Genomic DNA, 14020 nt, shown 5'->3' with positions numbered 1-14020 from the left:
TGGATCAAGGGGTCGAACCCGTGCACCAGCCACCTGAGACGTTTCCGGGCTTAACCAAGGCCGTTCTGCTGATCAGTGCTAGTGCGCGCGCATTCCCATCAAGGCCCGAGGCACATCGTGCGCCTCACATACAGGCCGAATACATGAATGCAACCATCCCCAAGACCTCAGAAGTGATTTTCCTCTTGCAAGGGTGGGGCGGACCATACAAGAAACGTCATCTGCTATTGGGATCTCATCCACGCGGCCTCGATGGCTTTGATGAAGATCTGACCCGCCTCACCGGTAGCCGCGCCTTGACGACTCGAACTGGTGAACATCCACACTCATGGGCGCAGTCTCCGCAGAACGTTTCGTCACCGCTTCCGTCGCACCCTCTGCCGTCGTTGTCTCCTCGGCGGCAGAGGACGCTCGGACCTCAGGCCTTCATGCCGCCCTGTAAACGGGCGTCGGCTCTCTTACCTGATACAGGCCACGGCCTGCTAGATCCGACCCGCCTTCGCCCGGCTCACCACCGCCGCCCTGCCGAATCGCCTCGATCAACGGCCTCAGGTTCACGAGATCCAACTTCGTCGCCGCTTCGTCAACCCAGCCCTCAAGCGCCTTCGCCACTTCCGCGTGCAGGACCGCGTCGTCGTCATCCGCGCATAGCAATACGTCTGATAAGCAATGCAGCGTCGCGCGAATCTCCATCAGCAGGCTTCGTACGTTCTCCACGGCTTCTTCTAAGGTCTTCGGCGGTGTTAGATCGCCGCCATCGGGTGGTGCCGCGCGCGGAGCCACGGCAGTTGTGGTGGAATGTTTGCGTCGTGAACGGCGCGGCTTGGAAGTATCATCGCGGGTAGCCATGTCATCCTCCTTTCAAGGGTGATGTGGTCAGGCGCTCGGCGGTGTTACAGCACCGTCGGGCGCCGCCTTCTGGTATGAACTCAACTCACTCGCTATGCATCGACTTGGAGGCCGCTCGAAAAGTGCGGGAGGGTTTCGGGCGGAGGTCGGTGTGCTAGAGATCAAGCACGGGACCGATCGTATCTCGGCGCACCTTAACTGTATATAACAACATGCCGCAGTCGAGAAAAATGTTTCTCCGCTCCGCGCATTTCGTGCGCGCGCCGCGCGCGAGCCGCCTTAGCGCGCCAGTGCCTCCCTGCATGTCTGCTTTCGGCCAAGAGTGGTCCTGCGCAAGGCACGACAGTGATTTTCCTGTGAATCAGCCTCTCATCCCAGTAAGCTACGCGCCCGGAATCTGTGCCTGGCCGAGGGTTTGTTTTTGTATGTTGCAGGCGCCCGCCTTGAAGATTACCGAACTTCAGTCTCCAAACCTCGTCATCGAGCAATTCTTTGAGGAGTTGCGGCAGCGCTGTGACGGTTTCGAACCCATCTCAGAGGGTGATCTCCGATACGCATTCCTGCACGTGCTTGAACGGCTTGCCTCTGTTACCCCTTGCTGCGTTCGCCTTGAGTACAGGCTATATCGGAATGACAGATTGAAGCTGGACCTCGTGGTCCGCCATCAGCAACAGCATTTGATGGCATGCGAGTTCAAGATCCATGTCTCCCACCGCCCTCGGCGAGCAGACGCTCGGAGCATACTCAATGATCTTTCAAGGCTGGCACTAGCGAATGTGATGTGGGGTTCTGGCAATACAGGATGCCCTAGCTACTTCGTACATTTGTACTCCGACGCATTCTCCGACTTCGTGCAAAGCAGGGCGCCTTTGCTCGCGGGTCTGCTATATGCGCCGATCGGGACAGAGACCTCCTTTGACATCCGAACGAAGGTCGACTTGATGCCATGGAATAGGAAGAAGCCACCTTCACATATGAAACGGCCTTTCGAATTGGATCTCCACAGCGGCCGTGCCCAGTGCATCGGGCGTATCTGCTTGGCGGACGACTCCACCAAGCGATGGTCGCTCTCAGTCTTCAAGGTGATCGGTGACGAGCATTTGGCCTTAGACTATTGATGAGGTCGGATGTCCGCTTTGGGTCCGGAATCGGACCAAAGACACCTTCCCAAACAAACCTGAGTTGCTCTCACTATCCCGACCCGTAGCGCCGCATGAGCTACGGCATCAATGTTCGCGCGCTTTACCTCGATCGTGCGGCACGGTCACGATGGTCGATCCCACCCCGATGTTCCCGGCTCCGTCCTCGGCGATCACCGCAATCGTATAGTGGCGGCCATCGCGATCGTTCCCCCGGCGCGAGGCCTGAAGTGCCACGGTGAAGGTGTAGCGGCCGTTCGCTTGGAGCGTGACGGTCCCGCGCGGCTGGATCCGGCCATACTCGTCAAGCACAACAAATACAGCGCTGCTCGCGTCTACCCCCGAGCTGCCGGGCTCATCCTTGATCGTTCCAGACACCTTCACGGACACCAATCGCCCATTGGGCGGCCATAGCGTCGTTGGATTAGCAGAGACGGTGATGGCGGGTGGTGTTGTGTCCGGCGCGCCGAATTCGAAAGCGCCCATGTCGACATCGGCAATTCCATCGCCATCGCCATCGATGGGCCTCGCTTTCCCGTCAAGGTCGGTGGCAGGGGCCCCGCTGTTCTTCCCTGCATCGATGGCAGGCGAGCCTGAGCGCAGCCGAAAGTCGCCATTGGCAGCATCGACGAACAGCGGGTCCTGATCGATGTTTGCTAACCCTGCATGGCCTCCCTGGATATCGGAAAAGCGCACGCTCGTTGCAACGGCAGGAGGTCCAGCGGGGTTTGTATGTATCTGTTCGAGGGTGTTGTTCCAGAAGATGCTATTTCTCACCGTGAGGTGGGCCTCGTTCACGACTCCACCGGCCAGGAAGCTTGCGTGGTTGTTCGCCACTGTCGTCGCTTCCATCGTTACAGTGCTATCGTTTCGAACGATCATTGCGCCACCGGCATTGATCGCCGCATTGTCGACGATAAGGCAATTCACAATCGTGAGCGCGCCGCCCTGAAATCCTATGGCGCCTCCATTTGGGCCGTGATTGCCAGTGAGAATGAGATTTTCAAGCACCACGCTGTTCGAGCTTGAATGCGGACCAAATACCGAGATGCCACCACCCTCCACTTGACCTCCACCTTCAACGAAGGGTCCGCCGTCTCTTACCGTCAAATCGCGGATGGTGAGACCGAGACTCGATCGAACACGAATTAGCGCCGATACTCCGTCACCCTGAATGATGGTGGTGGCAGCGCTCTCCCCCTCGATGGTCAGGTCAGTCCTTGAGGTAATGGCAAACGTTTCAGTGTATGTCCCTGGCGCGATCCGAATCGTATCGCCGTCGTCTGCGTTATCGATTGCAAAGGGTATCGTTCTACAGGGATTTACCGTGCAGTCTCCGGCGTCGACGCCGCTTGTGGACACGAAGCGAGTCGTTGTAATCGGTGCTGCCATCGCGCTTGTCGATGTCAGCCATGCAAACATCAGCACAGTGCAGCCAGTGCGGCCGTGTGGTTGCAAAAGAGCTCGTCGAGTCAACATGACACCCCCCTTCCTGACGGGCGTTGGCGGACAACTCTATGACACAGTTGTGATGCTGGATTCGTGGTCAGTGGAGCCGATCGACGGCACTCGTCGCCTCCGCCTGAAAAGCATTAGCAGAAGGGCGAGCGCTCGATAGGCGTAGCCTACGCCCATGACGAGCGGTTGTCCGGTTTGTCATTGACTCGTTCGCCGATCGATGCAGTGCGATAGAGTCCAGATAGCTATGCAAGGCGCCGTGTACGAGGCGCAGTTCATTCCGTTGCCGGAAGATCCGCTGCCGCCCAAGCCGGCGCCGATGTCGTAACGCTCGCCGCGGCGAAGCGCATTCGGGCGATCAATCCCGAGCCGTCCACGCGATTGCTCAGCTCCAGCCCGATGCGATTGCGATCCGCGGCGTTCCTGGCGATGGCCAGGCCGAGGCCGCTGCCATCCGTTTCGGCGCCCTCGATGCGAAAGAAACGGTCGAAGACTCGCGGCAACAGCTCGGGCGGAATGCCCGGGCCGTTATCGGCGATCTCCACCGTGACCACGCCCGTGTCCCGATGCAATGTGACATCGACGATCCCGCCGGGCTGTGTATAGCGAAGCGCGTTGTCGAGCAGATTGTGGATCAGGCTGCGCAACTCGTCCTCGTTTGCGTACACGGTCGCGTCGATATCCGCCGCATAGCCCAGGTCGATGTTGCGTCGGTCGGCCAGCGGCATGAAATCCGCGAGGCTGGACTTGAGCAGTGCGTCGAGCTGGATGGCGACCGGCGGTTCGGGCTGACGCGGGGATTCCTGGCGCGCCAGCCGTAGCAGCTGTTCGACCAAACGTTTGGTGCGTGAGAGCCCCGCTTCGAGCTGCCTCAGTTGTTCGCCGCCGCCGTCGGGCAGGCGAGCCTTGAGATTTTCCAGCTGCAAGCTCATCGCTGTAATGGGCGTGCGCAACTCGTGCGCAGCGTCCTGCACGAATCGGCGTTGCGCCGTGAAGGCGTTTCGCAATCGTGCAAGCAGCGTATTCACCGCCAGAACCAGCGGTTGAATCTCACAAGGCGCGTGCTCCGCCGGCAAATCGCTCAAGCGATGTTCGTCCTGCTTCGCCGCCGCCTGTGAGATCAGTTCGAGGCGGCGAATGGCTGGCCGCATGCCAAACCAGAGAAAGATAGCCGAGAGCGGGATCATCAGCGCCACCGGCAGCGCGACCTGCAAAGCCTGCGCTTTCACCAGGTGACGACGGAACTCCAGGCTTTGCGCGCTCTGCACGGTCCGATCCGGCGAATGCATCGTATAAACGCGCCAGCGCGTGTCGCCGATCGCAACGTCGCTGAAACCCGCTGCGCTCTGGCGCTCGAGCTGCAACTTCGGCCAGGAACTGGTGACGAGCCGACGGTTGCGATCCCAGATCTGCACCACCATGTCGCCTCTTTTCATGACGTTGTGAGCATCGAGTGAGCGCAGCGCCGGCATGGAGCCGGAGGAGCCTACGTGGGAGTCGGCGAACAGCTGCAGCTGGTTGTCCATGAAAGAGCTGACGATGCGCCCGTACACCTGATAAGTGACGGTGCCCGCGACGATGGCCGAGATCACATACAGCGGCAGCAGCCAAACCATCAGTTGACGACGCAGCGAGGTCATTGTTGCTCCTCGCTGTCTTTGCTCACGCGCCAACCCAGGCCGCGAACGTTGCGAATCACATCCGCGCCGAGTTTTCGGCGCACGCCATGGATGAGCACCTCGACCGCGTTGCTGCTGACTTCCTCGCCCCAGCCATACAAACGTTCTTCCAGCTGACTGCGCGAGAGGATGGCGCCGGGGCGCTCCAGTAGCGCATGCATGAGGCGGAATTCCTTGGCCGACAGCAGGATGGTGCTGCCGCAATGAGTGAGCTCGCGGCTGGAAAGATCCAGCTGCGTTTGCGCGGTTCCTATGGTGGATTGAGCGTGACCGCCGAAGCGGCGGATGATCGCCCGCATGCGCGCCAGCAATTCGCGCAGCTCGAATGGCTTGACCAGATAATCGTCCGCGCCGACATCCAGGCCCTCGACGCGATCGTCGACTCCGTCACGAGCGGTGAGCACCAGCATTGGCGTGCGATCGCCGTCCTGCCGGGCTCGCCGGAGCACTTCCAGGCCGGAGCGGCGGGGCAGTCCGAGATCCAGCAACACGGCGGCATAACCGCCCTGCGCGAGCGCATCCTGCGCCAGCACGCCGTCTTTCACCCAATCGACCGTCAGCCCATTCTCGGTCAGCGCCTGCCTCAGGCTCTGACCGATCATGTTGTCATCTTCAACCAGCAGGATGCGCATGCGCCGCACGTTCCAAGAGGAACGTGCGGCTGTCAAGATGAACCTCAGTCGCGGCGAAGAATCACGCCGCTCGCGGCAACAACTCCTCGATCGCGCTATGAGCCGCGGTGATGCTCTTCTGGGCGGTCTCCTGACCCATGGCAAGGCCTTGGGCGTACACGAATGTCACGTCGGTGATGCCGATGAAGCCCAGGAACTGCTTCAGGTACGGCGTCTGCGTGTCGGCTGCGTCGGGATAGATGCCGCCGCGAGTGATGAACACATACGCCTTCTTGCCCTTGAGCAGTCCTTCCGGACCGCTGGCGGTGTAACTGAACGTCACGCCGGCGCGCGCGATGTGATCGAAGTACGCACGCAACGTCGAAGGCACGCTGAAGTTGTACATCGGCACGGCGAACACGATGGTGTCGGCCGCTTTCAGCTCGGCGATCAGCGCGTCCGAATATTCAGCCGCCGCGCTCTGTTCGAGCGTGCGGGCTTCGGGCGGCGACAGGAACGCCTGGAAACGCTCGGCGGTCAGATGCGGCACCGGGTCGCTCGCCAGGTCGCGCATGATGACGTGGCCACCGGGATGCTGAGCCTGCCAGTCCGCCACGAAGCGGTGCGCGAGGCGAGAAGACTGACCTTCGGCGCCGGCCAGGCTGGCGTTGATCTGCAGTAGGGTGCTCATCGTCGGATACCTCCAGAACCACTTGTTTTTCGGGTATCCGTATTTAAGTATTCACTGTCTCGATAAAAAAGTTGAAGTTTTGGCTCGAATTCATCGAATGAGTAGATAGATGGCCGCCAGCCAAGAGAAAAAACCCTTACCCTCCCTGCGCTTGCCTCACATCAGCCTGGAGCAGTGGCGCTGCCTGGTGGCGGTGGTCGAGGCCGGCGGCTATGCCCAGGCCGCGGCCGCGCTCCACAAGAGCCAGTCCTCGGTGACCTATGCCGTGCAGAAGCTCGAATCGACCCTGCAGGTTCGCGCCTTCGAAATAGAAGGTCGCAAAGCCAAACTCACGCCCACCGGCGAAATGTTGTATCGGCGCGGCCGTTTGCTGCTCGAAGACGCCGACGCGATCGAACGCGCGGCGAGCCGAGCCTCGGCGGGGTGGGAGGCGGAGATCACGATCGCGGTGGAGATCCTGTTCCCGAACTGGTTGATGTTTCAATGCCTGGATCGCTTCGGTCAGGAGAGTCCGCAGACCCGTATCGAATGGTACGAAACCGTGCTCGAGGGCACGCCCGAGGCATTGCGCACCGGCAAGGCGGACCTGGGAATCATGGGCAAGCCGCCGGCCGGTATGCCGGGAGAGTTATTGCTGACCGTGCCGTTCCTGCCGGTCGCGCATCCCGACCACGAGTTGCACAAGTTGGGGCGGCCAGTGGAATACCGTGACTTGCGCAAGCATCGTCACATCGTAGTGCGCGATACCAGCGTGAAACGCGACAAGAGAGCTGCGACGCTGGATGCTTCGCGTCGCTGGACGGTCAGCAACATGAGCACCTCGATCGGCGCGGTGTCGCGAGGCTATGGGTTTGCCTGGCTGCCGGAAGACAAGATACGCAGCGAGCTCCAGAACGGCGAGCTGAAGGCGCTGAACATGCGCGATATGCGCAGCGCCTTGCAACCGCTCTACCTGGTTTTCGCCGACCGCGACGGCGCCGGTCCGGGCACGCTGCGGCTGGCGGAAATCATCCGCGAGGTGGTGAAGAGCGCCTGTCTTGCCGCCGGTCACAAGCAAGCGGGAGAAGCGGAGGATGGCGGCAAATGATTGCCGCGACGATGCTGCCGTCGACTGGTACGCTCGACCTGAGATCGACGGAACTGGACGACCTCACTGATGACACAGCGGCTCAGACAAGCCCGGCCTTCCGACGCAGCGGCCATGCATCGCGTGCGCATGGCTGTGCACGAGAACCGTCTGGTCTCGATGCAATTGTCTGCGCGCGACTATGTCGTCGCCATAGAAGAAACCGGCCGCGGCTGGGTGGTCGAATCAGAAGGAGACATCGTGGCTTTCGCCATCGGCGACACCGTCGAAGGCAGCATCTGGGCGCTGTTCGTCGAACCTGGCCACGAGGGCAAGGGTTTCGGTCGGCGGTTGCATGACGTGATGGTCGAGTGGCTCTGGGAACAGGGTCACGAGCGCCTGTGGCTGACCACGGATCCGGGCACTCGTGCCGAGCGCTTCTACGAAGCCGCTGGGTGGCGTCGAGTCGGCCTGAGTTCCCGAGGGGAGATTCGGTTCGAGCTGGCCCGGCCGCTGTCTCGGAGTGGATGACTGCGGCATACTGGGCGCTGGCAGGGAACACCTATCTCGGAGAGGGATCGTGCGAGCGATTGTGTTGGTTGCGTCACTTGTATCGAGCGGCGTGGCATCCGCGGAGCAGTGCCCGGCGGATTTCGATGCGTTCATCGGAGCGTTCGAGAGCAGCGCCGAGTTTCAGGTGGCGCATTGGAAGCGTCCCGTGACGTACCAGTACCTGGAGGCGGGCGCCGAAGACGAACCGAAGCGCATCGAAGTTGCGGTCACCGTCGAGAACGCGGGCGAGTATGCCGGGATCGAATTCCCTTCCTCGGCAGCGCGCGAGCAGGAGTCGCTGCAAACCATCGTCAGCGCGCCCGATCCCAAGACGCGCCTCGTCCGGCTGGTGCTGCCCGACTCGGATTTCGCGATCGACTACGAATTCAAACAAACGGCGGCGTGCTGGGAACTGGCTCGCGTCGAGGACATGTCCTTGTGACCCGCGGTCCGACGATGTGGCGGGCACTGATCATCGTCGGACTCTCGGGCATCGCGCCGTTGACGAGCGCAGTCGAGTACTCATGCTTGCAGTACGGTCCCAACGAGCTCGTCGGCACGCTCGTGCGTCAGACATACGCCGGACCGCCGGACTACGAGAGCGTCACCAAGGGCGATGAGCCGCAAGTCATCTGGCTTTTGCAGCTCGATGAGCGCGTGTGTGTGGCGGCGAACTCACGTTACCCGCGCGAGCCGACCCAGATAGAAGTAGAGCTGGCGCTCACGGAGGACCAGTATCGGCAGTACCGGCATCTGCTCGGGCGCAAGGTCGTGGCCACCGGCGAATTGATCCACGGTGGCGCGAATTATCAGAAATCCCTCGTGCTTACCGCCAGCGAGCTCCGGCAAACCAGCCTGGTGCCTTGATTGCCGAGCCGGAATAACACTCGTGACGGAGCAGCGCGTCCAGCTCCGCTGCGGCAGAATAAGCGCACGCCGATGCCAGTAGCCCGCTGGCGCCCGGCGCACAATTCACTGGTGATTTTGGATGGACACGCTGCTGCACATCATCGAGAGCTACGGCCTCTGGGTCGTGTTCTTTTGCGTGCTGCTGGATCAGGGTGGCCTGCCGTTTCCTTCGTATGCGCCGATGATCGTGACTGCCGCGCTCGCCACTGACAAACACGAATCGCTGTGGCCGGTGCTGCTGGTAGCGACCGCAGCAGCATTGATCGCCGACCTGGCCTGGTTCGCCGGCGGCCGGCGCTTCGGCACGCAGTTGCTGCGGCTCATGTGTCGCGTCTCGTTGTCGCCGGATTCCTGCGTGGGCATGACACGAAACATCTATTCGCGCTGGGGCGCGCCTTCGCTGATCCTCGCCAAGTACATTCCCGGCTTCGCCGCCGTGTCGACGACGCTCGCGGGCGAGTCGGGCATCGGCGTGCGCCGCTTCATCATTTTCGACGGGATCGGCGCGGCGCTATGGGTCGGTGGCGCAGTAGCGCTCGGTGCGATCTTTCACGAAGCCGTCGAGGCGGTGCTGATCCAGCTCGATCAACTGGGGCAGCTGGCGCTACTGCTGCTGATCGCGGCCATCGTGCTGTTCGTGTTGTTCAAATGGTGGCAGCGTCAGAGTTTCATGAGCCAGATCCGCATGTCGCGCATCTCGATCGACGAGCTCGCGACGCTGCTGGATTCCGGCTCGACCGCCACCATTCTGGACGTGCGCAGCCCGGAGCGTCGCGCCGCCTCGGGGTGGATCCCGGGCAGCGTCAGTGTGCGTGACATCTCCGAGCTGCAACTTGCGCCCGGCGAGGAAGTGATCGTGTATTGCGATTGCCCGAATGACGCCTCGGCGGCCGTGGTGGCGCGGAAGCTCAAGGAGCGGGGCTACAAGCGAGTTCGGCCGTTGGCCGGCGGCCTCGAAGCGTGGCAGGCGCGCGGGCGACCCGTGCTAAGGCCCGCGGCTAGCGAGCAGTGAGGTTGGTGCGCGTTTTTTCGGCAGCGGCGAATTCGGCGGCGGACACGAAACCGTCGCCATCAGCATCCACTTCAGCGAAGGTCTGCGAGAACAGGCGATCGAAGCCCGCTTCGGAGCGGCTGATGCGATGGTCGCCATTGCGGTCCAGGTCGTTGAACGAATCGGCAGCGGCGATCCGGCCCTTGCCGGGATCGTCTCCGAACGCACCCGCGCTGGCGAGCAGGGTGGCGGTGCCGGCAATGGCGGCGAAAACGAATTTATCCATCAATTTATCCATCAATTTATCGATCACGGGGGGTCTCCAATGATCCCTCGCGGCGAGGGCGGCAATGTGCCGACGCGCGCATTCCAAGGTATTCGCCATGAATACTCACTGAATGTTCGCGGGTGCTCCAGGTTGCATGTCGCAACCGGGCTACGAACAGATGCAAACCGCTGCTGCGGGCAGCGTGTTATCGATCGTGCGTATAGAACCTGGCTGTTGGAGCCGCTGCAAGCGACCCAGTACCATGTCGTCACGATCACGAATGATTGAATTTCGGCAACGCGAATTGCGTCAGGAGAATCCGTATGGCCAAAGAAAGTTCCAAGAACAAGGGCGGCAAGAAAGTGGTCCCGAGCGGCGGCGAAGTCGCCATCGACATCGGCATCGGCCGCAAGGATCGGGAAAAGATTGCCGAAGGGCTCTCCAGAGTGCTGGCTGATACCTACTCGCTGTACCTGAAGACCCACAATTTCCACTGGAACGTCGAAGGCCCGATGTTCAACACGCTGCACCTGATGTTCATGGAGCAGTACACCGAGCTGTGGAATGCGCTGGATTCGGTCGCCGAGCGGATCCGTTCGCTGGGTTACCCGGCGCCGGGCACCTATGGCCAGTTCGCGCGCCTGACCTCCATCGAGGAAACTGAAGGTGTGCCGGACGCGATGGAGATGGTGCGCTTGCTCGTCGCGGGGCACGAAGCCGTGGCTCGGACCGCGCGGGCAGCGTTCCCGGCGGCGGAAAAAGGCGGTGACGAGTCCACAGCGGACCTGCTGACCCAGCGCTTGCAGGTTCACGAAAAGACCGCGTGGATGCTGCGCAGCCTGTTGAAATAATCAGGCCCTGTTGGCAATTGCAGACGGTGCGCGCTCGCTTCAGCGGGCGCGCAGCAAGGTCTCGATGGCGTTGGTCGCGTCGTCGTCGAGGTCCTGAAACCGTAGCGAGAGTCGGAACCCTTCCATCCCCACGCAGGTACAGCACACCACGCTGGTTCTCGCCTGCAGGCGCACCGGGTTGCCGGCGATGAAGGCGTCCACCCGCACCAGCCCAGTTTCACCTTCGCGCACCGTACGATCCAGCAGCAGACTCAGGCCGCTGCTGGAGATCTGAATCGCTTTTCCAGTCAGGATGGTTGTATGGCCCACGCGCAGGCTGGCCGGCCAGCGCATGTTCTTGACGCGCGCCGCAGCCTCGGCTGCAGACCCTGCTGAGCTGAAAATAGACTCCATGTCAGCCGTGTTCTTGGTTGCAACGAGACGGGCAGTGGCTCAATACGCCCGTGGTTCGGGCGCAAGCGTACCGCAGTCGCGGCAGCAGCTGAGGAGGCCGGCGGCGGGCGAGATTCGGAATTGTGAACCGGCTCTCGTCCCCTCGTGAGGGCCCCGCCTGGGCGCATACGAGAGTCGCGCAAGGTGAACAGAGACTCCGGCGCGGTTACTATGGGTCACTGCAGGTTTACTGCCATGACTTCCAATCCCAAAGACAGCGCGGCCCGGCCGGCTGCCGAGTCCTCGGGCTCGGCGGCTGGAGTGGTCAATCGACACGAGCGGGTGCTCGATGAAGCCGCTCGCCAGTTGAATCAGAAGGGCGTTCTGCTCACCTCGCTGGCCGAGATCGCCGCGAAGCTCGGCGTCACCCGCGGAGCGATGTACCACTATGTGGCCGATCGCGAGGACCTGGTGTTCCAGTGTTACCGGCGCGCGGCCGAAATCATCGCGCGCCACTTGCGGGAGGCCGAGAGGGTCGGAGGCAACGCCGCCGACGTGCTGGTGGATTTCATCAGCCGCATGCTCGATCCCACGGAGCCGGAGATCGCGGCGCGCGCCGAAATCGCCATGATGAATCAGACCCAGCGCGACACGATCCAGGGTCTGTACGACGCCCTGACCGCGCGATTGGCGCATCTGCTCGAAGTGGGGCATCGGGAAGGCGTGCTGCGTGCCTGCGATATAGAAGTGAATGCACGCGTCATTCTCAGCCTGGTGACCTGGGCGCCGCTGGCGCGGCCTTGGGCGCATGCCGTCGGCCCCATGGGCGCCGAGCGATTGCGGGCTGCGGTGATGGCGACGGTGCTGGATGGCTTTTCCACCCAGCCGGGGTTGCCTGACTACCAGCCGTTGGATCTTTCCAAACTGGCGCCGCAGGTGGTGAGTGCGTTCGATCGCGACGCGGCTTTGGAAGCGAAGCGTGAAGCGCTGTTGCGAGCTGCCTCGCGCGCGTTCAACCGCAAGGGCATCGACGCGACCTCTCTGGAAGAGATCGCCGCACAGCTCGGCACCACCAAGCGCACGTTCCATCACCACATCGGCAGCAAGCAGGAAGTCGTGTCGGCCTGCTACGAGCGGGCGTTCCGGATCTTCCTGTTCATCAAGGATCGCATGCTCGAGTATTCGGGGACGCGGCTGCAGGCGCTATCGGCGTCGATGGACGCATTGGCGCGCGCCTATCCCAACGAGGATCTGAATCCTTTGTCGCCGCTGGTCGGTCATGGCGCGCTGTCGCCTGAAGGGCAGGCGAAGTTCGCCGTGCGCTCCGATCAGCTTGGCGATGCGTATCACGAGTTGATCCGGCAGGGCATTCGCGAAGGCAGCATGAAAGACGTGGACGTGCATGCGCGCGCGCTCATGTTGCCCGGCCTGCTCAGCTGGCTGGTCAAAGACGACGTCCCCACCGACCCCACCCAACAGCAACACATCGCCCGCGAGATCGCCAACCTGGTGGCGGTCGGGCTCAAGAAACATTTATGAAGATCATCTATAGCGAGCGACACCGTCTGCATCACGGCGAGAGGGAAATGTATCGCGGCCAGCTGGTGCCGTGCTTCGAAAAGCCGGAGCGCGCCCAGTTCGTGTACGACGCGGTCAAGGAACGCAAGGTCGGCGAGATTCTCGAGCCCAAGGAGTTTCCCGTGTCGGCGATCGAGCGGGTGCATGCGCCTCGCTACATTCGCTTTCTCGAACAGGCTTGGGATCTTTGGACGGCGCAGGGGTACACCAACGATGCGTTGCCCGCGGTGTGGTCGATACGCGGTCACCGTGACGACATCGAGCCGGAGAATTTTTCCGGGAAGCTGGGTTTGTATTCGTACGACAGCGGCACGCCGCTGATGGCTGGCACCTGGGCTGCCGTCAAAACCGGCGCGGACATTGCGCTGACGGCACAAGAGTTGGTCACGGGCGGCGAGCGGGCCGCGTTCGCTCTGTCGCGCCCGCCGGGCCATCACGCAGGCCGGGATTTCATGGGCGGCTATTGCTTCGTGAACAATGCCGCGGTCGCCGCTCAGGGTTTTCGGGACCACGGGGCGGAGCGCGTCGTCGTGCTGGATGTCGACTATCACCATGGCAACGGCACTCAGTCCATCTTCTACGAGCGCAGCGATGTGATGTTTCTGTCCATCCATGGCGATCCGCGCACGGAGTACCCGTTCTTCCTGGGCCATGCCAACGAGATCGGCAATGGCGAGGGCGTCGGTTACAACAAGAACTATCCGTTGGCGGCGGGCAGCAGCAACGCCTTGTGGTTCGATGCGCTCGGCGATGCCGTTCGCCGCATCAACGACTACCGGGCGGATGCATTGGTGATCTCATTGGGCGTGGATACGTTTGCCGACGATCCCATCTCCAAGTTCCAGCTCCGCGAACCCGAATATCGGAAACTCGGTGCGCAACTCGCGGCTCTGAAGCTGCCCACCGTGTTCGTCCTCGAAGGCGGCTACGCCGTCGCCGAGATCGGCCACAACGTCGCTCACGTACTGCAGGGATTCGAAGACGCCGGGTCTTGAGGGCCCTGGCC

Annotated in this window: 15 protein-coding genes; 8 read left to right on the top strand and 7 right to left on the bottom strand. The window is 62.0% G+C overall.

Features of this window, described 5'->3' with window-relative positions:
- Nucleotides 1–426 precede the first annotated feature (426 nt).
- The 5 genes from JM946_RS23710 to JM946_RS23690 all read right to left on the bottom strand — a co-directional run bounded on the left by JM946_RS23710 (nucleotide 427) and on the right by JM946_RS23690 (nucleotide 6427).
- Nucleotides 427–849 carry a hypothetical protein gene (locus tag JM946_RS23710; RefSeq protein WP_203169850.1) on the bottom strand — a complete coding sequence of 141 codons (423 nt, stop codon included), beginning with the start codon at nucleotides 847–849 and terminating at the stop codon, nucleotides 427–429.
- Nucleotides 850–2075: 1226 nt separating this feature from the next.
- Nucleotides 2076–3467 (bottom strand): choice-of-anchor Q domain-containing protein, encoded by a 1392-nt coding sequence (locus JM946_RS23705; protein ID WP_218043080.1) that lies wholly within the window; start codon nucleotides 3465–3467, stop codon nucleotides 2076–2078.
- 254 nt (nucleotides 3468–3721) lie between these two features.
- The gene (locus tag JM946_RS23700; RefSeq protein ID WP_203169848.1) at nucleotides 3722–5086 is read right to left on the bottom strand and encodes an ATP-binding protein; all 1365 of its coding nucleotides are present in this window, start codon (nucleotides 5084–5086) and stop codon (nucleotides 3722–3724) included.
- Nucleotides 5083–5757: a response regulator gene (locus JM946_RS23695; RefSeq protein ID WP_203169876.1), complete on the bottom strand. Its 675-nt coding sequence runs from the start codon at nucleotides 5755–5757 to the stop codon at nucleotides 5083–5085. Before JM946_RS23695 ends, JM946_RS23700 begins: the two co-directional genes overlap by 4 nt.
- A gap of 61 nt (nucleotides 5758–5818) precedes the next feature.
- The gene (locus tag JM946_RS23690) at nucleotides 5819–6427 is read right to left on the bottom strand and encodes an FMN-dependent NADH-azoreductase (RefSeq protein WP_203169847.1); all 609 of its coding nucleotides are present in this window, start codon (nucleotides 6425–6427) and stop codon (nucleotides 5819–5821) included.
- A 109-nt stretch (nucleotides 6428–6536) separates the two neighbouring features.
- On the opposite strand from JM946_RS23690, the gene JM946_RS23685 reads away from it, so the two are divergent.
- From JM946_RS23685 to JM946_RS23665, 5 genes are all read left to right on the top strand, one after another.
- Nucleotides 6537–7514 (top strand): LysR family transcriptional regulator, encoded by a 978-nt coding sequence (locus tag JM946_RS23685; protein ID WP_230979910.1) that lies wholly within the window; start codon nucleotides 6537–6539, stop codon nucleotides 7512–7514.
- Nucleotides 7515–7583: 69 nt separating this feature from the next.
- Entirely contained in the window at nucleotides 7584–8024 is a 441-nt protein-coding gene (locus tag JM946_RS23680; protein ID WP_203169846.1) for a GNAT family N-acetyltransferase, read from the top strand.
- 49 nt (nucleotides 8025–8073) lie between these two features.
- A complete protein-coding gene (locus JM946_RS23675) occupies nucleotides 8074–8487 on the top strand; it encodes a hypothetical protein (RefSeq protein WP_203169845.1) in 414 nt (137 codons plus the stop codon).
- Nucleotides 8484–8912: a DUF4431 domain-containing protein gene (locus JM946_RS23670; protein WP_203169844.1), complete on the top strand. Its 429-nt coding sequence runs from the start codon at nucleotides 8484–8486 to the stop codon at nucleotides 8910–8912. Before JM946_RS23675 ends, JM946_RS23670 begins: the two co-directional genes overlap by 4 nt.
- A gap of 121 nt (nucleotides 8913–9033) precedes the next feature.
- Complete coding sequence (locus JM946_RS23665) at nucleotides 9034–9966, top strand: rhodanese-like domain-containing protein (protein WP_203169843.1); 933 nt, start codon at nucleotides 9034–9036, stop codon at nucleotides 9964–9966.
- Here the strand turns inward: JM946_RS23665 and JM946_RS23660 are convergent.
- The gene (locus JM946_RS23660) at nucleotides 9953–10231 is read right to left on the bottom strand and encodes an EF-hand domain-containing protein (protein ID WP_203169842.1); all 279 of its coding nucleotides are present in this window, start codon (nucleotides 10229–10231) and stop codon (nucleotides 9953–9955) included. The genes JM946_RS23665 and JM946_RS23660 overlap by 14 nt on opposite strands.
- Before the next feature lie 305 nt (nucleotides 10232–10536).
- Here JM946_RS23660 and JM946_RS23655 point away from each other — a divergent pair, with 305 nt between their 5' ends.
- Nucleotides 10537–11064, top strand: coding sequence for a Dps family protein (locus JM946_RS23655; protein ID WP_203169841.1), 528 nt, complete (start codon nucleotides 10537–10539; stop codon nucleotides 11062–11064).
- Nucleotides 11065–11103: 39 nt separating this feature from the next.
- Here the strand turns inward: JM946_RS23655 and JM946_RS23650 are convergent, their stop codons facing one another.
- Nucleotides 11104–11457 carry a PilZ domain-containing protein gene (locus JM946_RS23650; RefSeq protein ID WP_203169840.1) on the bottom strand — a complete coding sequence of 118 codons (354 nt, stop codon included), beginning with the start codon at nucleotides 11455–11457 and terminating at the stop codon, nucleotides 11104–11106.
- A 234-nt stretch (nucleotides 11458–11691) separates the two neighbouring features.
- On the opposite strand from JM946_RS23650, the gene JM946_RS23645 reads away from it, so the two are divergent.
- Both JM946_RS23645 and JM946_RS23640 read left to right on the top strand, forming a co-directional pair.
- Nucleotides 11692–12975, top strand: coding sequence for a TetR/AcrR family transcriptional regulator (locus JM946_RS23645; protein ID WP_203169839.1), 1284 nt, complete (start codon nucleotides 11692–11694; stop codon nucleotides 12973–12975).
- The gene (locus JM946_RS23640; RefSeq protein ID WP_203169838.1) at nucleotides 12972–14009 is read left to right on the top strand and encodes a histone deacetylase family protein; all 1038 of its coding nucleotides are present in this window, start codon (nucleotides 12972–12974) and stop codon (nucleotides 14007–14009) included. Before JM946_RS23645 ends, JM946_RS23640 begins: the two co-directional genes overlap by 4 nt.
- Nucleotides 14010–14020: the final 11 nt, after the last annotated feature.

This window comes from Steroidobacter gossypii, assembly GCF_016801985.1.
GTDB classification, from domain to species: domain Bacteria; phylum Pseudomonadota; class Gammaproteobacteria; order Steroidobacterales; family Steroidobacteraceae; genus Steroidobacter; species Steroidobacter gossypii.
Note: the sequence above shows the minus strand (reverse complement) of the source record. Positions and strands in the feature narration are given on the sequence as shown.